This window comes from Xanthomonas massiliensis (assembly GCF_900018785.1).
In the GTDB taxonomy this organism is placed as follows: Bacteria; Pseudomonadota; Gammaproteobacteria; order Xanthomonadales; family Xanthomonadaceae; genus Xanthomonas_B; species Xanthomonas_B massiliensis.
This window is the reverse complement of sequence record NZ_FCOY01000006.1, coordinates 78,767-99,287: the sequence shown is the minus strand read 5'-3', so window position 1 is coordinate 99,287 and position 20,521 is coordinate 78,767. Positions and strand designations below refer to the sequence as shown.

Sequence of the window (20,521 nt, the reverse complement as noted above, 5' to 3'; positions counted from 1 at the left end):
GGGATGGAACGAACAGCGACGGACCGGTTCACGGTGAATGCGGGGGCACGGCCGGTTGCGGCAGTGCGCTTCCGGCCTGCGGCCATGGCCGCCAGCGCGGAGCGGGACGTGCGTCCAGGCACCGCTGCAGTGCGGCGCTGGCACCGGACCCGTCGGCGGCAGCGGCCTGCGGGTGGATGCTGCCGGCCCACAGCAGCGCCTGGGTGACCTGGTTGAGTACGTCCGGTCGCTGCGCGAACGGAGCCAACCGGCGCAGCTCGGCATGCGTTGCCGGTCCCTGCGCCAGACGCCGCAGCAGCGGACCGCACAGCTCGGCCGGCACCTGCACCGGGCCGATGCGGGTATCGAGCACCAGCCCACCGGCGGGCGGCGACCCCGGCGCGGCGATCCACGTCAGCGCATCCAGCGCGGCCAGGTGCGCGGTGGTGTCGAGGGCGGCGCCGCCGCGCTGGAACAGGTCGCGGCGCAGGCTCTGGTGGCGCGCGGCATCGCGCACGGTCTCGGCCAGCGCCGGCGTGGTCGCCTCGCGCAGCAGCGGCAGCGCATTGCCCGGCACCGACAGCGCGTCGATGTTCTCGATCGGCGTGGCGCTGCCGATCCACTCGGCGTCGGCGTCGGCGAACGCCCGCATGACCTCGGCCGCGTGCAGCGGCTGCCAGTGCCCGGCGAGGAACTCGTGCGCCAGTTGCTGCGGCGATTCGGCCATCATCGCCTGCAGCTGGCGCGCCAGCCCGGGATGCTCGGCGAACAGCCCGGCACCGGCCGCGGCCAGGCGGCGGGCGAACGCCAGCGCCTGCGCTGCGCGCTCACCGGCATCGCCGGCGCAACCGGCGGCGTACTCGCGCAGCAGGCGCTGCAGCGCGGCCAGCACCGAGGCGCCGGGATGGCTCATGTAGCTGACCATGGCCAGCCCGCCGGGGCGCAGCAGGTCCACCGCCAGTGCGGTGGCGGCCTGGCGCGTGGCATCGGCAATCCACGACCACATGCCGTGGCTGACCACGAAGTCGAAGCTGCCGCGCGCCAGTGCGGCGGACGGATCGGCCACATCGCCGTGCACGAAGCGCACGTTGTCCAATCCCACGGCGGCGGCCAGTGCGCGCGCGGCGGCGATGTGCGCAGGGTCCAGGTCCAGGCCGACGAACTCGCCGTGCGGGTGCAGCGCCGCGGCCACCACCAGGTTCAGGCCGTCGCCGCAGCCGAGTTCGGCCTGGCGGAAGGCGCGGGCCGGATCAGGCGCGTGCCGGCCCAGGGCGATGGCCACCGCGTGCAGCCAGCCCGGCATGGTCTCACGATGGAAACGGCCGGGGTAGGCGACATCGACCGCATAGTCCCGGCCTTCGCCGCGGCCGTCTGCGCTCATGATCGCGCATCGCCGCTGTGGTCGGGGATGCCGGCCACCACGTGCAGCGCGTACAGCAGCGAGGCGCGCAGCATCGGCCCGTGCCCCAGGCCGGGAAATTCGCGGTACTCGACGTCCAGCCCGGGCAGCGCACGCAGCCGTTCGGACAGCTGGAATGCCGAGTCCGACGGCACGCAGGCCACGCAGCGCAGGTGCGCGGCCCGGCGCGGATCGCCGGCCGCGCGGCCGGCCTGCTCGGGATGGCGCTCCACGCCGCCGAGCATCACCAGCACGCGCGCGCGCGCATCGGCGTGGTGGTCGAAGAAGCCCCGCTCCGGTTCGCCCAGCAGGTAGCCCTCGGCCCACCACAGCGACGGGCTGGCCGGCGCATAGGTGGCGAAGGCGCCGTCGCCGGCATACAGCGCGTGCAGCGTGAACAGCCCGCCGAACGAGTGCCCCCACAGCGAGCGCTGCCGTGCATCGAGCGGCGCGCGCCGTTCTACCTCGGGCCGGATCAGCGTCTGGATGGCATCGAGGAACTCCGCCGCGCCGCCGCCGGCCAGCGCGGCCTGTTCGCCCTCGCCGCGCAGCGCCGCCACCGGCGTGTAGTCGCGGGTGCGCGCGGCGGTGTCCACGCGCTTCTGGTTGTCGTAGCCGATGAACACCAGCACCTGCGCACGCACCTGGGCCAGCTCGTCCAGCAGCGCATCGTCGAATTCCATCAGCGCCGCATTGCCGTCGAGCATCCAGAACGAGGGAAAGCCGCCGGCCGGCGGCGCCGCCCTGGGGATGCCCAGGTTGACGCGCCAGCTGCGCGTGCCGTCAGCACTGGCGACGACGAAGCGCTCGAAGCGGTACTGCGCGGCCGTGTGCTCGGCCACGGTGGGGCCGATCTCGCGCTGGAAGTCGCGCCGCTGCGCCAGCGCCTGCGGCGAGGCGGACAGCAGCGACAAGGCCAGCACACCCGACAGCAGGGGCAGGGACGCGATGTCCCTGCCCCTGCGGCGATCGCGTGGAACGGATGGCTTCACTCGACGCCCCGTATCAAAACCCGAAGCTGAGCGTAGCCCAGTAGGCGCGCCCCGGCTCGTTGTAGGTCGCCGCGCCGGCACCGCTGCTGTTGGCCTCGCGGAACAGGCGCTTGTCGAGCAGGTTGTTGACGCCGGCACCGAGGCTGACCTTCGGGGTGATGCGGTAGCGCGCGCTCACGCCCCAGATCTCGTAGGGCTTGCGCTTCTGCCGCAGCAGGTCGCAGGCGGCGGCGGTGGCGCCCTCGCAGCGATCGTCGTTGTTGACGTTGTTGAGCGCCGGTTCCTGCTCGCCGTAGAACGTGCCGGTCAGCAGCAACGTCAGGTTCTCGGTCGCGCGCCAGTCCAACGAGGTGTTCACCGTGTACTCGGGGATCACCGACAGCGGCTGGCCGGTCTCCTTGTTCTTGTTCTCGATCATGTAGGTGACGTTGGTGTTCCACTTGAGCACGCCGCCGCGCTCGCCCAGCAGCGGAATGTTGACGTTGCCCTCCAGGCCCCGCACCACGGCCTTGGGCGCGTTCTCCCACTTGAAGACCCACGAGCACACGCCGGCGCTGGTGCAGGACGTGGTGCCGACCGGCACGAAGCCGGCCTGGATCTTGTTCTTGTAGTCGTTGTGGAAGTAGGTCAGCGAGGCGTGGTAGCCATTGTCCGGCGCCCATTCGATGCCGATTTCCTTGTTGACGCTGGTCTCCGCGGCCAGGTCGGCATTGCCCTGCACGTAGCACCCGCCTCCGCCGGCGGCCGAGCTGGGGTAGTTGGTCGGGCAACCGTTGCCCCGGGTGTAGTACAGGTAGTTCGGGTTCGACTGGTACAGGTTCGGCGCCTTGAACGCACGCGCGATGCCGCCCTTGACCAGCCACTGCTCGGCCAGCTTGAACTGCGCGTTCAGGCTCGGGCTCAGGTTGTTGCCGAACTGGCTGTGATGGTCGAAGCGAAGGCCCGGGGTGAGGATCCAGCGGTCGCCCAGGTAGATGTTGTCCTCGACGAATACCGCCGAGGTCTGGGCATCGACCTTGCCGCCGCCGCGGTCCTCGTCCAGCCCCGGGATGCCGCCGCCGTTGCTGGCCGACTGGGTGACCGAGAACGGGTCCTCGAGGCGGCTGTCCAGGTACTCGAAGCCGAAGGTCCACACGTTCTCGGTTCCACCCAGCGTGGTCGGAACGTTCACCTCGCCATCGGCCTGGTAGTTGCGCAGGCGCGAGGTCGACCAGCCGGTGGCGGTGTTGATGCTGCCCTCGCCGCTACCGGCCAGGCCTTCGTTGAGCCGGGTGTTGTTGGTGCCTTCGTAGCCCAAAGTCAGGCGCGAGGTGACATCGCCCCAGCGGCCGCGATGGGTGATGCCGCCGCTGCTGCGGTACAGGCGGTTGGTCTCTGCACCCTCGTTGGCCAGTTCCGTCAGCAGAGCGGTACCGGCGTTGCTGACGGCGCGGTCGCCGGCGTAGATGTTGCCCTGGCGGCTGAAGCCGGCCTCGAACTCGACCACCTGGTCGGCGGTGACGTCCCAGCGCAGCAGGCCGTTGACGTCCTTGTTCTTGACGCCCTCGCGCCCGGCCGGCGGCGTGGTGCCGGCCGAATAGTCCGCGTTGAGGTCCAGCGAGTCGGCATCGGTCTTGTTGATGTTGCCGTACAGGCGGAACGACAGGGCGTCGCTGAGCGGCCCGCTCAGGGTGAAGCCGGCGCGTTCGCTGCCGCCTTCGTCGCCATGCTCGGGAACCAGGCCATACAGGGTGACCGTGCCGGTCAGGTCGCCGGTAGGCTTCTTGGTGATGATGTTGATCACACCGCCGGCGGCGCCGGAGCCGTAGCGCGCCGCGGCCGGCCCGCGCAGCACCTCGATCCGCTCGATCGCCTCGGCCGGCACCCAGTTGGTATCCCCGCGAGTGTTGCGCTCTCCGCTGCGACCCATGCGGATCGAGTCGCGCGAGCCGACCCGCTTGCCATCCACCAGCACCAGGGTGTTCTCCGGGCCCATGCCGCGGATGTCGATCTGGCGGTTGTTGCCGTACTGGCCCGAGGCGCTGTTGCCGGACAGGTTGATGCCGGGCATGCGCCGCAGGATGTCGGAAATGTCGTTGGCGGGTGGAAGCTGCTCGATGTCCTCGGCGGTGATCGTCGAGGTGCCCAGCGCCTGGCGCGCGATCTGCGCGGCGGTGACGTGCACGGTGTCGAAGTCGGTGGCCTCGTTGCGGCCCCGCTCGTGGCCGCCGCGGCGGCGATCGCCACGATCACGATGGCGGCGCCCCTGGTCCTTGTCGTCGCGGCGCTCGGATTGCGCCTCGGTATCGTCGTTGCTCGCCTGCTGCGCCGCCGCCGGCGCGGCGATCGCCAGCGCCACCGAGAGAGCCAGCGTATTGGCCGCGAAGAAACCCGACAGGCACTGGCCCGCCCTGGAAATGGTCATGTCGACGTGTCCTTTTGGAAGAAATCGGTTGCGCGCAGCACGGTGCTGCGCCGGCCTCTGGCAGCGGGCTGGAGGCGTCAATCGGATGGCCCGGTCCCCACGAAACGGATTCGTCACCGGCCTTAATCCGCAGTATACCCAAATGAGATCGATTATCACAAGCGATTGCGCACGCCACGCGACTGGACCTGGTTCTGCCCTCCTAGCTGGTTGTCGCCTACACGACGCTGGCGGCCACACCGTCACGCGTGTGCACGCCGCGCCTTGTCCGGCGGAAGCCTCGCCTGGCCCGCACGCGCATCGGCTCCGGGCAACACCGGAAGGAAAGACCGGAGGCGAGGTGCGAGGTGCGAGGTGCAGATGCCGAATGCCGAATGCCCGTGCCGAATGCCCGTGCCGAATGCCCGTGCCGAATGCCCGTGCCGGTGCCGGTGCCGGTGCCGGTGCCGGTGCCGGGTGCCGGGTGCCGGGTGCCGGGTGCCGGGTGCCGGGTGCCGGGTGCCGGGTGCCGGGTGCCGGGTGCCGGGTGCCGAGTGCCGAGTGCCGAGTGCCGAGTGCGGAATGCGGAATGCGGAATGCGGAATGCGGAATGCGGCAAATGATGAGCCGCCGTCGCGATGCTGCGTGCAGGTATTTCCAAGTACTCGCCGTAAGCGGCGAATCAACGATCCGTGCACTGTCCGCCACCACGTCGGCGACAGACCGGCATGGATGCGGGGTGGATGGAATCGACGCTCCAGCCTCCGGGATTCCATCCCCGCTTCCTACTTCCTACTTCCTGCTTTCGCTTTCGCTTTTCGCTTTTCGCTTTTCGCTTTCGCGATGGGAGCCTAGGCCTTGCCGATCCCGGCGCTGGTCCCAGTGTTGACGTTGGTGTTGGTGGCGGGCAACACGAGCAACTCGCGCAGGTCGTCCACCACGGCCAGGGCGCCGGCGGCGGCCAGGTCCATGCCGCGTGGATAGCCGTAGCGCACCAGCACCAGCGGCATGCCCGCGTCGTGGGCGGCGGCCGCGTCGGTGGCCGAGTCGCCGACCATCAGGCACGCCGCCGGCACCAGGCCCTGGGCCTGGGCCAGGTGCCGCAACGGCACGCCGCTGGGCTTGCGCTCGGGCAGGCTGTCGCCGCCGAGCCAGGCCGCGAAGAAGCCGTCCAGCTGCAGGTGGCGCAACAGCGGTTCGACGAAGCGCGACGGCTTGTTCGTGCATACCGCCAGGCGCGCGCCGCGCGCGTGCAGGCCGGCCAGGGCCTCGCGCACGCCCGGATAGACGCGCGGCGCCAGCAGCAGGCATTCGCCGTAGTGGCGCATCATGTCCGGCATCACCCGATCGATGTCGACGTCCGCGCCGGCGTGGGCGAAGGCCTGCTCCACCAGCCGGCGCACGCCGTCGCCGATCCAGCCACGCACCGTCGCTTCCGGCACGCGCGCCTGGCCCCATTGCGCCAGCGTGCGGTTCATGGCCTCGGCGATGTCGGCCGCGCTGTCCACCAGCGTGCCGTCCAGGTCGAAGATCACCAGCGGGTAGGGATAGGCCATCGCGTGCAACCGGCTGCAGGACAAGCCCGCCATTGTAGTGCCGGGGCCGCGCCCCGCCCTGCCCCGCGCCACCGCCTCAGGGCAGCAGGCGGCCGCTGTCCGGGTCGTAGCGCCAGGTCTCCACGACCCCGCCGAGCCGGGCGCGGATGAGGCCGGCGGCGAGATCATCCTCCACCCGCACGCCGATCGGCGCGGCGCCGTCGCAGGCCACCTGCGCCCCGTGCGCGAAGCCGCCTTCCTCGGCCGGGGTGATGCGGCAGGCGCGCCCGCGTGCATCGGCCAGGGTCAGCGCGCCGTCCTTGCCGATAGTGTGGCGGTAGACCGGCCGTCCCAGGCGATCGATCGTGATGAAGGTCTCGCCGGCGCCGAACTCGCGGTCCGGTGCCGACAGGCGCTGGTAGGAGACGCGATTGCGGCGCGGCGTGCCGGCCTCGTCCAGGTAGTAGTGCGCGATCTGGGTACCGGCCACGTCGGGCCAGCGCATGTGCATGTGCACGTGGGCCGGCGCATCGCGATGGCCGCCCGGGTCGTTGGTGTCGAAGCCCATGATGTGGATCGTGCCCAGCTTCTCCTCCTCCACCTTGCGCCCCAGGCCGAGGACGCGGGCGGCCTCGCGCATGGCGAATTCCAGCTGGGTGGCGGCCAGGCGCGCCGGCATCGGGCCACCGCCGCGCTGGGCGCGATAGTCGCCGTCGCGGCGCAGCGGGTCGTCGTGCTCCAGGCGCAGGATCAGGCCCGGCTCGGCGATCCGCGTGCTCAGCTCGGCGGCGTCGGTACGGTCGCCGTCCTGGGGCGGCAGCACCAGCACGAGCGCGCCGTCCTGCTGCTGCAGCGCCAGGTCCTCGTAGCCGAGCAGTGCGCGCCGGTAGGCGGTACCGGCACGGTCGAAGTGCAGTTCCAGCTGCCGCTGCCGCGGCACGTGCAGGTCGAGCACGGTCTCGCGCGGGTTGTCCTTCTCGAACGCGGGGTCGTGGCCCTGGCGGCAGGCCGGGCACGATGCCGCACGCAAGGCGGGCACGCCGGTGCCGTCGCCGCGCTTGACCAGGCGCACGGCCAGGTGGACGGTGCCGTCCTCGACCGCGGCCGGCGGTGCCTCGGCCGCCGCAGCCGTGGTCCAGGCCAGCGCCAGCAGTGCCAGCGCGCCGGCGCGCCGCGCGGCGGCCGCGGTGCGCGCGGGCAAGGTGTCGATGGCCATACTCATCCCTTGGGGTGCCAGCTGAAGCCGAGCCACAGCGTGGAGCCGACCGGGAAGTAGTTGTTCACGTAGGCACGGCCCGGGCCCTGCTTGATGACGAACGGCTCGCGGGTCAGGTTCTGCGCCTGGAACATCACGTCCCAGGCCGGATTGACCGCGTAGCGCAGCTGCAGGTCGAGCTGCTGCCGCGGCTCGGCGTACAGGTCGCGCTCGGCGGTGTCGCTGCTGGCCACCTGCAGCGCGCGGCCGATCCGGTTCCACGACACGCGCGCCTCGAACGGCCCGCGCAGGTAGAACACGGTGGCGTTGGCGATGTAGTCCGGCTGCTGGATCAGCCCGCTGCTGCGACGCGTGGCCGCGGCGCCGTCGGCGATCGCGGCATCGCTGGCGGGGATGTCGAACTCGCCGTCGAGCAGGGTCAGGTTGGTGCTCAGGCCCAGGCCCTTCAGCGCCGGCGGCAGGAACTCCAGCGCGCCGGTGACGTAGTTCAGCTCCAGGCCGCGCACCTTGCCGCGGGCCGAGTTCATCGGGGTGCTCTCGGTGACGTCCTGGTAGAGCACGCCGTTGTAGGTGGTCGGTTCGCCGGCGCGCACCGCGGTGAAGATCTCGTTGCGGATCTTCTTCTGGAACGCCGCCGCCGAGACCAGGCCGCCGTCGGGCAGGTACCACTCCCAGGACAGGTCCAGGTTGAGCGACTGGCGCGGCTTGAGGTCGGGGTTGCCGCGGCTGATGGCCAGGGTGTCGGCGCTGGTGACGCTGTAGCTGGTGGTGGCCGCGTACTGGCCGTAGTCCGGCCGGCCGATGGTCTTGCTCACCGCCGCGGTCAGGCGCGAATCGTCGTTGAGCCGCCAGGTGACCAGGGCCGAGGGCAGCATGTGCGTATAGCCGCCCTGGCGCTTGTCCGGCGAGTACAGGCTCGGCTGGCTCGGGTCCTGCACCGACCAGGTGGTCACGTCCACGTCGGTGCTGTCGTAGCGGAAGCCGGCCACCGCGTACAGGCGCTCGCTGCGGAACACCGCCTCGGCATAGGCGCCGGTCACGGTCTCCACGTCCTTGAAGTCGCCGCTGTAGTCGTCGGCGGTGCGGTCGGCCTCGGCCAGCCACTCGGGGTGGTTGGCGATCAGCGCGGCGGCCTTGGCCGGATCGACCACGAAGTACGGGATGCCGCTCATCACCGTACTGCTCCAGCGGCCACCGTAGATGTAGTCGGTCAGCCCGCCGATCGCCACCTGCGAGGCGGCGTCCTTGGCATACCACTCGCGGTAGGTCTGGTCGTTGGTCAGGCGCGTGCGCGTGTGCGCCCAGCCGAAGCGCGCGCCCAGGCCCTCGTCGTCGGCCTGCGCGTTGAGCGACAGGTTGCCGGCCAGGTAGCCGACGGTGGATTCGGAACGGCGGTCGATGTTGCGCAGGTAGTACAGGTCGTAGGAGTCCGGATCCAGCGCGCGCGCGGTGGACGGGTAGTCCAGCACCACCTTGCCGCCGTCGATGGTGTAGCCGTAGCCGTAGTCGGCGGCGTTGGTGTTGGTCTTGGTGCCCGGGGTGATGTCCGAGGCCCACTTGTACATGTCGCGGGTCAGGTCGCTGGTGGCCTTCGACCAGGAGGCGGTGAAGTCCAGGTGCACCCGCTCGGCCGGCTGGAACGCGCCCTTGAGGGTGGCGATGGAGGTCTTGCGCTCCTGCGGCTGGTAGACGATGCCCTGCTGGAAGCGTCCGGACGCGACGCTGCCGCCGTCGGCCGTCACCGCGGTCGGCGCGCCGCCGGGCAGCGCCAGCTGCTCGCTGCGCAGTTCCTCGTCGGTGTCCTCGTAGTGGCCGGCGAACAGCGACAGCTCGCCGCCGTCCTCGAACTGGTATTCGACCTTGCCGTTGACGCCCTTGCGCGTGCGCTCGTCCTGGAAGCGGTATTCCTGCGGCCGCACCGGCACCAGGATGCCATCGCGCGACTGGTCGGCGAACGGCGTGGTGCCGCCGCTGGCGGTGTAGTAGGTCCAGCCGCTGGCATCGTCGCCCGGCAGCTGGCTGTGCGAGGTGGACCACAGCTTCTGCCAGTCGGCCGAGACCACCACGCCGAGCTGGCCGCGATCGCCGAACACCCTGGAGGCGGTCATGTTGGCCTTCTGCGAGGGCTTGTCGCCCTCGACGAAGCCGCCGGCGCTGGAGGCATGGCCGAGCGCGCCGTTGACCACGATGAAGCCGTCGGGGTTGTCGAAGGCGCTGCGCGTGACCAGGTTGACCTGGCCGCCGAGGCCGTGCGGGTCGTACTCGGCGGTCAGCGTCTTGACCGCCTGGATGCTCGACACCATCGGCGAGGGCAGCTGGTCCAGGCGCGCGCCGCGCACGTCGGTCTCGCTGCTGGCCAGCGGCACGCCGTCGATGGTGATCAGGTTGTACTTGGGATCCAGGCCGCGGATGGTGACGCGCTCGTACAGGTCGCGGTTGCGCGAGGTGTCCATGCCGGCGACGGTGGACAGGCCGACGATGCGGCGCGCGGACTCGACGATGCTCAGGTCCGGCAGGCTGCCGATGTCGTCGTCGCTGACCGCGTCGATCACCACGTTGCTGTCGCGCTTGGCGTCCACCGCGGCGGTGGCGGCGGCCCGGTAGCCGGCGACCTGCACGGCATCCAGGGTCTTGGCTTCGTCCCGGGGCGGCGCATCGGCGGCGGGATCGGGCGCGGGCTCGGCGGCGTGGGCCGCCAACGGGCAGGCGGAAAGCAGCAGCAGGCGGATCGCTGCGCACAGCGGGCGTTGCAGGGTGGCCATGGCGTTGGATCGGTGTGGGAGGAGAGCGCCTTCGTCCCCGGAAGGCAGCCCCGCAATCTAGCGACACCCGATGACACGCCGGTTTCAGATACCGGCGCGGCCGCTCACGGCGCGTCGAACAGTTCCGGCTGCGCCACGCCCGTATCCGCGGACGCGTCCAGGAACCCGGCCAGGCCCACGCCGACCAGGCGGTAGCGCGTGTCCGGCGGCAACTCCACCCGCGCGCGCATCGCCTGCGCCAGTTCGCCCAGCTCCGCGCCCGTGCGCGGCATGCGTTCGGGCGTGAGGCTGCGGGTGAGGGTCCGGAACTGCGCGGTCTTGAGCTTGAGCACGACCGTGCGCGGCCGCCGTCCGGCATGGCGCGCGGCGGCCTGCCAGGTCTTGTCCGCCAGCTGCCGGATCGGCGCTTCCAGCGCCTCCAGCGGCAGGTCCTCGGCGAAGGTGTCCTCCGAGGACACCTGCTGCACCTCGCGGTGCGGCTGCACCGGCCGCTCGTCGATGCCGCGCGCGCGCTCGTACAGGCCCTGGCCGAAACTGCCGAAGTGCGCCTGCAGCTCCTGCAGCGGCCGCTCGCGCAGCTGGCCCACGGTGGCGATGCCCAGGTGCGCCAGCCGCGCCTCCATCACCTTGCCCACGCCCGGCACGCGCCCGACCGGCAGGCCGGCCAGGAACGCCTGTACCCGCACCGGCGCCACCACGAGCTGGCCGTCGGGCTTGCGCCAGTCCGAGGCGATCTTGGCCAGGAACTTGTTGGGCGCGATGCCGGCCGAGGCGGTCAGCCCGGTCTGCTCCAGGATCTGGGCGCGGATGCGCGTGGCGATGGCGGTGGCGCTGCCCAGCGCCTGCTTGGGCACGGTGACGTCGAGGAAGGCTTCGTCCAGCGACAGCGGCTCGACCAGGTCGGTATGGCCGAGGAAGATCTCGCGGATCTGCCGCGACACCGCCTTGTAGCGCGGGAAATCCGGCGGCACGAACACCGCGTCCGGGCACAGCCGCTCGGCGCGCAGCGCCGGCATCGCCGAACGTACCCCGAACCGGCGCGCCTCGTAGGAGGCCGCGCACACAACCGAGCGCGCGCCGCGCCAGGCCACCACCACCGGCCGGCCGCGCAGCGCCGGGTCGTCGCGCTGCTCCACGGAGGCATAGAACGCATCCATGTCCACATGGATGATCTTGCGCATGGAAGGCGACCCTACGGCAGCGAACGGCATGGCGCCCATGATACGGCGCGATGTCGCACCATCCGCGATTTCCGCCGCCGTTTCAGCAGGATAGGCGCGCACGCGGCGCGACCGTGCGGCGCCGTATCGGCCATCGCCATTTGCCGGTGGCGATGGCGGCGTGCACGCTTGCAGGTCCATCGTTCCCTTGCTGCAGGCATCTCCCTTGACCGAACAAGCACGTCCCCACGCCTATTCCCGCGAGCAATTGCTGGCCAGCGCCCGCGGCGAGCTGTTCGGCCCCGGCGCCGCGCGCCTGCCCGACGATCCGATGCTGATGTTCGATCGCATCACCGAGATCCGCGAGGCCGCCGGCGAGCACGGCAAGGGCATCGTCCGCGCCGAGCTGGACGTACGCCCGGACCTGTGGTTCTTCGGCTGCCATTTCCACGGCGACCCGGTGATGCCCGGCTGCCTGGGCCTGGATGCGATGTGGCAGCTCACCGGCTTCTTCATGACCTGGAGCGGCGCGCGCGGCCGCGGCCGCGCCCTGGGCTGCGGCGAGGTCAAGTTCACCGGGCAGGTGCTGCCGCAGGCCCGGCTGGTGGAATACGAGATCCACATCAGCCGCATGATCAACCGCAAGCTGGTGATGGCCGTGTCCGACGCGCGCATGCGCGTGGACGGCCGCGAGATCTATACCGCCAAGGACCTGCGGGTGGGCATGTTCACCTCCACCGACAGTTTCTGAGCCGGCCCGCGCGGGCCGGCCTCCCTGCCCGCGCCCGGCCGCGCGCGCCAGGCGGTATGCACGCGGACGAATAACTTTCCCGGATCACTTCTTCTCGCGATGGGCATGCCCGTCGTCGTGGCCATCGACGCCCGCATGCGCGTGGACGGCCACCGGATCTATACCGCCAAGGACCGGCGGGTGGGCATGTTCACCTCCACCGACAGTTTCCGAGCCGGCCCGCGCGGGCCGGCTCCCCGCCCCGCGCCCCGCCGGGCGCGCCAGGCGGCGTGCACGCGGCCGGATGGCTTTCCCGGATCACTTCTTCTCGTGATGGGCATGCTCGTCGTCGTGGCCGGCGGCCGCGGGCCTGGACGGCGGATGCGCCGGGCGCTCCGCCGGTGCGGCGGCGGGCCGCGGCGGCGTGTGCGGGGCCGCCGGCGCCACCGCCGGGCGTGCGGGCGACGGCGCCCGCTGCGGCGGTGTCCCGCCGGGACGGCCGGCGCCGGGGCCCTGGCCGCCATGCGGCCGCGCGGCCCCCGTTTCCGGCGACGATCCGCCCGGATTGCCGGGCGCGGACGGCGGGCGGTGCGGAGCGCCTTGGCCAGGCGACGGCGCAGTGTTCTGTCCGGCACCCGGGGGCAGGTGCAGGTCGGGACCGCGACGTACGGGCGACGCCGGGCGCGGTCCGGCTCCAGAACCGGCGCCGGGCCGCACCGGTGCCGGCGGACGCGCCCCGTTCCCCGGACGGTCACGGCCGGGCGGGCCTCCCGCATTGCCGGGACCGGCGTGCGCCGGCGGCCGCGGGCCCTGTCCCGACGCTTGTCCCGGCCTTGGCCCCTGTCCTTGTCCCTGCCCCGGCCTTGGCGGCAACGGCCTGGCCGGACGGGTCGGCCGGGCCGGATGCGGCGCCGGGCGGAAGTCGCGCCAGCGGTTGCGCTCGCGGTACCAGGGCCGGTCGCGGTAGTGGCCGGACCAATACAGGTCGAAAGCGAAGGCCAACACCGGCAGGCCCAGGTCCGGGCCGTAGTCGTAGACGTCCACCACCTCGCCGGCATCGTCGTAGCCGATCAGGTCCGCCGACATCCAGCCGCGCACGTCGCGCCACTGCACGTCGCACCAGGACCAGTCGCCGACGCAGCCGTAGATCTCCAGCGCATCGCCCACTGGCACGGTGGCCACGCGCGGATAGCCCGCGTCCGGCCCGGCCCGCAGGTTGGCGCTGACCAGCGCGTGGCCGAACCAGCTCTGCGCCTGCGCGGCGGGCGCGGCCGCGCATGTCGCCAGGATGCCCGCCAGGATCCATCGTCTCATCGCTCTCTCCCTAGGCGCCCGGCCACCCGGACATGGGCACCAGCATGCCGCATGTCCGTGTCGGCACGGCATCAACCGGCCATGCCGCTGTGCCGCAGCAGCGCGTCCAGGTCCGGTTCGCGCCCGCGGAACGCCCGGAAGTTCTCCGCGGCCGGACGGCTACCGCCACGCGCGAGGATCTCCTCGCGGAACCGGGCGCCGGTCGCGGCCAGCTGGTCCGGCGCCTCCTCGAAGGCGGCGTAGGCGTCGGCGCTGAGCACCTCGGCCCACTTGTAGCTGTAGTAGCCGGCCGCGTAGCCGCCGGCGAAGATGTGGCTGAACTGGTGCGGGAAGCGGTTCCACGCCGGCGGCAGGTTCACCGCCACCTCGGCGCGCACCGCGTCCAGCAGCGCCAGCACGTCCTCGCGCGCCGGATCGAAGCCCGTGTGCAGCTGCATGTCGAACAGTGCGAACTCGAGCTGGCGCACGGTGAACATGCCGCTCTGGAAGTTCTTCGCCGCCAGCATGCGGTCGAACAGGTCGCGCGGCAGCGGTTCGCCGCTGTCCACGTGCGCGGTCATCGCCTGCACCCGCGCCCATTCCCAGCAGAAGTTCTCCATGAACTGGCTGGGCAGCTCCACCGCGTCCCACTCCACGCCGTTGATGCCGGCCACGCCGAGGTCGCCGACCTCGGTGAGCAGCTGGTTCAGGCCGTGGCCCATCTCGTGGAACAGGGTGATGACCTCGCGGTGGGTGAAGGTGGCCGGCCGGCCGTCGCCGCCCTTGCCGAAGTTGCACACCAGGTAGACCAGCGGCGTCTGCATGCCCGAGGCGCGGTCGCGGCGGTTGCGGCAATCGTCCATCCATGCCCCGCCGCGCTTGCCCTCGCGCGCGTACAGGTCCAGGTAGAACTGGCCGACCAGGGTGCCGTCCGCGCGTTCGAGGCGGAAGAAGCGCACGTCCGGGTGCCACACCGGCGCACGGTCGGGCTTGACCTGCAGGCCGTACAGGTCGTGGATCAGCCCGAACAGGCCGGCCAGCACCTTCGGTTCGGTGAAGTACGGCTTCACCTCCTGCTCGGAGAAGCGGTAGCGCGCCTGCTTGAGCTTGTCGCTGGCGTAGGCCAGGTCCCAGGCCTCGACGTGCTCCAGGCCGAGATGCTCGCGGGCGAAGGCCTCCAGCTCGTCGCGGTCGCGGCGCGCGTGCGGCAGGGCGCGTGCGGCCAGGTCGCGCAGGAAACCGAGCACCTGGGCAGGACTTTCGGCCATCTTGGTGGCCAGCGAATACCCGGCGTAGTCGGCGAAGCCGAGCAGGCCGGCCAGCTCGGCACGCAGGGCGAGGAGGCGCCGCATCACCGGGGTGTTGTCCAGCTCGGGATTGCCGCCCAGTTCCGAGGCGCGCACGAAATAGGCGCGGCACAGCTGCTCGCGCAGCGCGCGGTCGTCGGCATGGGCCATCACCGGCAGGTAGCACGGCATCTGCAGGGTGAGTTTCCAGCCAGGCTTTCCGTCCTTCGCGGCCGCGGCCTTCGCCGCCGCCAGCACCTCGGCGGGAATGCCGGACAGGCGCGCCTCGTCCTCCACGTACAGCGCATAGGCGTCGGTGGCGTCGAGCACGTGCTCGGAGAACTTGGCCGACAGCGCCGACAGCTCTTCCTGGATCGCGGCGAAGCGCGCCTTGCCGGCCGCGTCCAGCTCGGCGCCGCCGAGGCGGAAATCGCGCAGCGCGTTATCGACGATCCTGCGCCGCGCCCCGGAATAGCCCGCCCATTCCGGCCCCGCCTTCAGCGCCTTGTACTGCGCGTACAGCGCCAGGTTCTGGCCGAGCGCGCTGGAGAAGCGGCTGACCTTGGGCAGGTTGGCGTTGTAGGCCTCGCGCATCGCCGGGGTATTGGCTACGGCCTGCAGGTGGCCCACCTGGCCCCAGGCGCGCCACAGCTTCTCGGTGGCATCGTCGAGCGGCTCGACGAAACCGTCCCAGGTCGCCGGCGCCACCGTCTCGGCGCGTTTCACCGCCGCCTCGGCCTGCGCCAGCAGCGTGTCGATGGCCGGGCCGACGTGCTCGGCGCGGATCTCGTCAAAGCGCGGCAGGCCGGAGAAGTCGAGCAGTGGGTTTTCGATCATGGCAATCCCGCGAACAGGTGTTGGGAAGGAATGCGGTCTCAGGCGCCGCCGTTCAAGTCGGCGACCGGCAACACCAGCGGCGCGTCGCCGGCGACCGCGGCGGCGACGATGGCGTCGGCCCCGGCCACGTCGATACCCTGGCGCGCGTACCAGTCCGGGTTGTAGTAGCTGTGGGCGTAGCGCTCGCCCGAGTCGCACAGGATGGTGACGATCGAGCCGCCGCGGCCTTCGGCCTGCATCCACTGCGCGGCCACCAGCACGCCGGCGAAGTTGGTGCCGGTGGAGCCGCCCACGCGCCGGCCCAGGCGGGCGCTGACGTAGCGCATCGCCGCCAGGCTCAGCGCGTCGGGCACCTTGGTCATCGCGTCGATGCAGGTGGGGATGAAGCTGGGCTCGTAGTGCGGCCGGCCGATGCCCTCGATGCCCGAGCCGCACGGCAGCACCAGCTCCGGCGTCGGATGGCCGGCGATGGCGTTGCGGTAGCAGTCGAAGAACACCGAGGTCTCCGGGTCCGCGCACAGCACGCGGGTGGCGTGGCGGCGATAGCGCACGTAGCGGCCCAGCGTGGTGCTGGTGCCGCCGGTACCGGGGCTGCACACGATCCAGGCCGGCTCGGGATGCTGCTCGGCCTCCATCTGCCGGAAGATCGACTCGGCGATGTTGTTGTTGGCGCGCCAGTCGGTGGCGCGCTCGGCGTAGGTGAACTGGTCCATGAAGTGGCCGCCGCTCGCGCGCGCCATCTGCGCGGACACCTCGTTGATCGCGCCGGCCTCCTCGACCAGTTCGCAGCGCCCGCCCTGGAACTCGATCGCGGCGATCTTGTCCGGCGAGGTGCAGGCCGGCACCACCGCGACGAACGGCAGCCCCAGCAGCCGGGCGAAATAGGCCTCCGACACCGCGGTCGAGCCGCTGGAGGCCTCGATCACCGGCGCGCCCTCGCGCAGCCAGCCATTGGCCAGCGCGTACAGGAACAGCGAGCGCGCCAGCCGGTGCTTGAGGCTGCCGGTCGGGTGGCTGGATTCGTCCTTGAAGTAGAAGTCGATGTCCGGGAACCCGGGCAGCGACAGCGGGATCAGGTGGGTATCGGCCGAACGGTTGAAGTCGGCCTCGATCTTGCGGATGGACTGGGCCACCCAGTCGCGGGAATTCATCGACAACGGCTCGCGGCAACACGGCGGGAAGCGCGCAGTATCGCGCATCCCGCCACCCCCGCGCCGCCGTTCAGGCGGCCACGACGCTGAAGCCGGCGTCGGCCACCGCCTCGCGCAGCGCCGCCGGGCCGGTCCTGGCGGCGTCGTAGTCCACCGCCACGCGCCGGGCCGGACGTTCGACCCGGGCGGCCTGGACGCCGTCGGTGGCCTCCAGCACGCGCTTCAGCCGCGCCGAGCAGCCGTCGCAGGTCATGCCGTCCACGGTGAATTCGATGTGTTGCATGGGGCGTCTCTCCTGTCTTTCAGGGGCCGGCATGCGGTCGGGCCGCGCCGGCGGGGGAAGGTGCGCCGGGAATGGCGCGGTCCGCGTGCCCGAGCAGCACCGCCGAAGGACGATGGCCACTGACGGCGTGGAAACACGTGCCGCGGCGTCCGACCGTCGCGCCCGGTGCCGGGACCGGGCGCACGCAGGCCACCTGGCGCGGCAACATGCGCCGTACCCGGGCGACGCCGCGCTCGGCCGGCTTCGGCCACCGGCGTCGCCGCCGGCAGCCATGCCCGCGGGGCACGGGGACGTCGCCAAGAAGCACGTGGCCGGCGGGCTTCCCCGGGCGATGCCCGCGGAGTCGGCCGGCTCCGGGAAACGTGTGCCGCGGAAGGAAGCCGCGCGGCGTGCCCTGCCGCGACGCGCAGTCGCCGGCCATCGCCGGCGCACTCGCGCGGCACGGCACGGCGGACGGGCCAGCGCACGGATTCGCGTCACGATCCGCTCGCCACGGGATGGGCCGTCACCGCGTCCCGGCGGGAGCCGGCAACGCCGGGCCCCGGCGCCACCCGCGGCGGGTGCCAGCGGTTCAGCCACAGCGAGCTGGCCACCACCGACACCGAGCTGAGCGCCATCGCCGCGCCGGCCAGCACCGGGTTGAGCAGGCCGAAGGCCGCCAGCGGCAGGCCGAGCACGTTGTAGACGAAGGCGAAGAACAGGTTCTGGCGGATCTTGCGCACGGTCGCGCGCGACAGGCCGATGGCGATGGCCACGCCGCGCAGGTCGCTGCCGACCAGCACCACGTCGGCGGCTTCGATGGCGATGTCCGCGCCGGCGCCGATGGCGAAGCCGACGTCGGCCGCGGCCAGCGCCGGGGCGTCGTTGATGCCGTCGCCGGCCATGCCCACCGCGCCCGGATGCGCCTGCTGCAGGCGCCGCACCTGCGCGGCCTTGTCCTGCGGCAGCACCTCGGCGGCGAAATCGGCGATGCCGGCCTCGCGCGCGATCGCGGCGGCGGTGTGGCGGTTGTCGCCGGTCAGCATCGTCACCCGCACGCCGAGCGCCTGCAGCTGCCGCACCGCCGCGCGCGCGTCGGCGCGCAGGCGGTCGGCCACCGCCAGCCAGCCGAGCAGCGCGCCGTCGCGGACCACGCCGACCACGGTCTGGCCGCCGGCCTGGGCCGCGCGCGCGCGATCGTCGAGCACCGCGTCCGCCGGCATGCCGCACAGCCCCGCCACCCAGCGCGGCGCGCCGAGCGCGACCTCGCGACCGGCCACGCGCCCGCGCACGCCGTGGCCGGGCACGTCGGCGAAATCCTCCAGCGCCGGCACCGCGACGCCCGCCCCGGCCGCATGCTCGCGCACCGCGCGCGCCAGCGGATGCGCCGAGCCGGCCTCCAGCGCGGCGGCCAGCCCCAGCAGGTCGCCCGCCGCCGTGCCCGCCGCCGGCAGCAGCGCGACCACGCGCGGACGGCCCTCGGTCAGGGTGCCGGTCTTGTCCACCACCAGCGTGTCCAGCGCGCAAGCGCGTTCGAGCACCTCGGCATTGCGGATCAGGATGCCGTGGCGCGCGCCGACGCCGGTGCCGACCATGATCGCGGTCGGCGTGGCCAGGCCGAGCGCGCACGGGCAGGCGATCACCAGCACCGCCACCGCATGCACCAGCGCGGTGGCGAAGGTTCCGCCCAGCGCCCAGGTGGCGGCGAAGGCCACCGTGGCGATGGCCAGCACCGCCGGCACGAACACCGCGGCGATGCGGTCGGCCAGCTTCTGGATCGGGGCGCGCGAGCCCTGCGCCTCGTCCACCATGCGCGCGATCCGCGCCAGCAGCATGTCCGCGCCGACGCCGGTGACGCGCGCGCGCAGCATGCCGCCCTGGTTGACGGTGCCCGCGTACAGCGCATCGCCGGGCGCCTTGGCCACCGGCATCGATTCGCCCGAGAGCATCGATTCGTCGACGCTCGAGCACCCGCCCAGCACCTGCCCGTCCGCCGCCACGCGCGCGCCGGCGGCGACCACGAGCACGTCGCCGGGCGCAAGGCCGGCGGCATCCACCTCGACCACCTGCCCGTCACGCTCGACCCGGGCGCGCGCCGGCGCCAGTTGCAGCAACGAGCGCACCGCCGCCGTGGTCCGCTGCCGGGCGCGCGCCTCGAGCAGGCGCCCGAGCAGCACCAGGGTGACGATCGACGCGCTGGCCTCGAAATACACGTGCTGCCCGTGCAGGCCGACCACCGTGACCACGGTGCTGTACAGCCAGGCGATGCCGGTGCCGAGCGCGACCAGCACGTCCATGTTGGCGCTGCCGTTGCGCAGCGACTTCCAGCCGGCCACGTAGAAAGGCGCGGCGATCCACAGCTGCACCGGCGTGGCCAGCGCCCACTGCAGCCAGCGCGGCAGCTCGGCGTGCATGCCGGCGTGGCCGCCGCCACCGAACATCATGGCCATCTGCGCCAGCAGCGGCAGGCTCAGTGCCGCCGACAGCACGAACATCGCGCGCTGCCGGCGCCAGGCCGTGCGCTCGGCGGCCTCGCGCGCGGCCAGCGCGGCGGCGCCGGGGATGCCGGCCTCGCGGGCGCCGAAGCCGGCCTTGCCGATGCGTGCCGCAATCCCGGCCGGGTCGATCGCGCCGGGCAGGTAGTCCACCTGTGCCCTCGCCGAGGCCAGGTTGACGCGCGCGGCCAGCACGCCCGGCGCCTTGCCGAGCACGCGCTCGATCGAGGCGGCGCAAGCGGCGCAGGTCATGCCGTCGATGTCGAAATCGGCGCGCGCCGGCTTCACCGCGTAGCCGGCCTTGCCGATGCGCTCGACCAGTCCGGCCACGCTGGCCTGCGCCGGGTCGTAGTCGATGCGGGCGCGCTCGCCGGCGAAGTCCACCTGCGCCCGCACGCCCGGCGCGCGGTTCAAGGCGCGCTCCAGCCCGCTCGCGCAGGCGGCGCAGCGCATGCCGCCGATCGGCAGCTCGATGCGCGCGGCGCTCATCGCTTCGCCTTGCCGCTGGGCTTTGGCGTGGTCCTGTCGCTGGGGCCGGGATGGCCGCATACCGGCACCGGGGCGCCCTCGGCATGGATGCGGCCGAGGATCGGGCAGGCCTGCGGGTCGCCTTCGCCGGGGCAGGCGGCCACCAGCGCGGCCAGCGCGTCGCGCATCGCCGTCATCCGTGCGATGCGCGCATCGAGTTCGGCCAGCCGCGCCTGCGCCTGGCGGCGGATGCCGTCCACGCCATGCTCGGGGTCGGCCTGCAGCCGCAGCAGGCCGGCGATGTCCTCCAGGCTGAAGCCCAGCTCCTTGGCCCCGCGCACGAATCGCACCCGGCCCACGGCGTCGCCGTCGTATTCGCGATAGCCGGAAGGGCGCCGCCGCGGCGCCGGCAGCAGGCCCTGGCGTTCGTACCAGCGCAGCGTATCCGGCGACACCCCGGTGGCGCGGGCGAGGGTGCCGATGGTGAAGCTGCGGGCGGTCTTCGGGTCCATGGCGCGCAGCCTAAACCCTGGAGCCGGCTCCAGGGTCAAGCATCGCGGCCGCGGCGTTCAA

General features: G+C 72.3%; 14 protein-coding genes. 1 reads left to right on the top strand and 13 read right to left on the bottom strand.

The window, feature by feature from the left end:
* Positions 1 to 28: 28 nt before the first annotated feature.
* The 7 genes from BN3794_RS03780 to dinB all read right to left on the bottom strand — a co-directional run bounded on the left by BN3794_RS03780 (position 29) and on the right by dinB (position 11,447).
* A complete protein-coding gene (locus tag BN3794_RS03780; RefSeq protein WP_066093615.1) occupies positions 29 to 1,360 on the bottom strand; it encodes a class I SAM-dependent methyltransferase in 1,332 nt (443 codons plus the stop codon).
* Positions 1,357 to 2,301 (bottom strand): alpha/beta hydrolase, encoded by a 945-nt coding sequence (locus BN3794_RS03775; protein WP_236493179.1) that lies wholly within the window; start codon positions 2,299 to 2,301, stop codon positions 1,357 to 1,359. The genes BN3794_RS03780 and BN3794_RS03775 overlap by 4 nt, the downstream gene beginning before the upstream one ends.
* 82 nt (positions 2,302 to 2,383) lie before the next feature.
* On the bottom strand, positions 2,384 to 4,774 hold the full coding sequence (locus BN3794_RS03770; protein ID WP_147675643.1) for a TonB-dependent siderophore receptor: 2,391 nt from the start codon (positions 4,772 to 4,774) through the stop codon (positions 2,384 to 2,386).
* An 830-nt stretch (positions 4,775 to 5,604) separates the two neighbouring features.
* Entirely contained in the window at positions 5,605 to 6,309 is a 705-nt protein-coding gene (gph, locus tag BN3794_RS03765; RefSeq protein WP_078059580.1) for a phosphoglycolate phosphatase, read from the bottom strand.
* 76 nt (positions 6,310 to 6,385) lie between these two features.
* Entirely contained in the window at positions 6,386 to 7,504 is a 1,119-nt protein-coding gene (locus BN3794_RS03760) for a hypothetical protein (RefSeq protein WP_066093612.1), read from the bottom strand.
* A 2-nt stretch (positions 7,505 to 7,506) separates the two neighbouring features.
* A complete protein-coding gene (locus BN3794_RS03755; RefSeq protein WP_066093608.1) occupies positions 7,507 to 10,266 on the bottom strand; it encodes a TonB-dependent receptor in 2,760 nt (919 codons plus the stop codon).
* A 104-nt stretch (positions 10,267 to 10,370) separates the two neighbouring features.
* Positions 10,371 to 11,447, bottom strand: a complete 1,077-nt coding sequence (gene dinB / locus BN3794_RS03750; protein WP_066093605.1) for a DNA polymerase IV — start codon at positions 11,445 to 11,447, stop codon at positions 10,371 to 10,373.
* Between the two features lie 205 nt (positions 11,448 to 11,652).
* Here dinB and fabA point away from each other — a divergent pair, with 205 nt between their 5' ends.
* Positions 11,653 to 12,177 (top strand): 3-hydroxyacyl-[acyl-carrier-protein] dehydratase FabA, encoded by a 525-nt coding sequence (fabA, locus tag BN3794_RS03745; RefSeq protein ID WP_066093602.1) that lies wholly within the window; start codon positions 11,653 to 11,655, stop codon positions 12,175 to 12,177.
* Between the two features lie 297 nt (positions 12,178 to 12,474).
* Here fabA and BN3794_RS03740 read toward each other — a convergent pair whose 3' ends face one another.
* From BN3794_RS03740 to BN3794_RS03715, 6 genes are all read right to left on the bottom strand, one after another.
* Positions 12,475 to 13,470, bottom strand: a complete 996-nt coding sequence (locus tag BN3794_RS03740) for an SH3 domain-containing protein (protein WP_066093599.1) — start codon at positions 13,468 to 13,470, stop codon at positions 12,475 to 12,477.
* 71 nt (positions 13,471 to 13,541) lie between these two features.
* Positions 13,542 to 15,569 carry a M3 family metallopeptidase gene (locus BN3794_RS03735; RefSeq protein ID WP_066096934.1) on the bottom strand — a complete coding sequence of 676 codons (2,028 nt, stop codon included), beginning with the start codon at positions 15,567 to 15,569 and terminating at the stop codon, positions 13,542 to 13,544.
* Positions 15,570 to 15,610: 41 nt separating this feature from the next.
* On the bottom strand, positions 15,611 to 16,723 hold the full coding sequence (locus BN3794_RS03730; protein ID WP_066093596.1) for a PLP-dependent cysteine synthase family protein: 1,113 nt from the start codon (positions 16,721 to 16,723) through the stop codon (positions 15,611 to 15,613).
* A gap of 70 nt (positions 16,724 to 16,793) precedes the next feature.
* Positions 16,794 to 17,006: a heavy-metal-associated domain-containing protein gene (locus BN3794_RS03725; protein ID WP_066093593.1), complete on the bottom strand. Its 213-nt coding sequence runs from the start codon at positions 17,004 to 17,006 to the stop codon at positions 16,794 to 16,796.
* Between the two features lie 476 nt (positions 17,007 to 17,482).
* Positions 17,483 to 19,969 carry a heavy metal translocating P-type ATPase gene (locus BN3794_RS03720; protein ID WP_078059578.1) on the bottom strand — a complete coding sequence of 829 codons (2,487 nt, stop codon included), beginning with the start codon at positions 19,967 to 19,969 and terminating at the stop codon, positions 17,483 to 17,485.
* The gene (locus BN3794_RS03715; protein ID WP_078059577.1) at positions 19,966 to 20,460 is read right to left on the bottom strand and encodes a heavy metal-responsive transcriptional regulator; all 495 of its coding nucleotides are present in this window, start codon (positions 20,458 to 20,460) and stop codon (positions 19,966 to 19,968) included. The genes BN3794_RS03720 and BN3794_RS03715 overlap by 4 nt, the downstream gene beginning before the upstream one ends.
* Positions 20,461 to 20,521 lie beyond the last annotated feature (61 nt).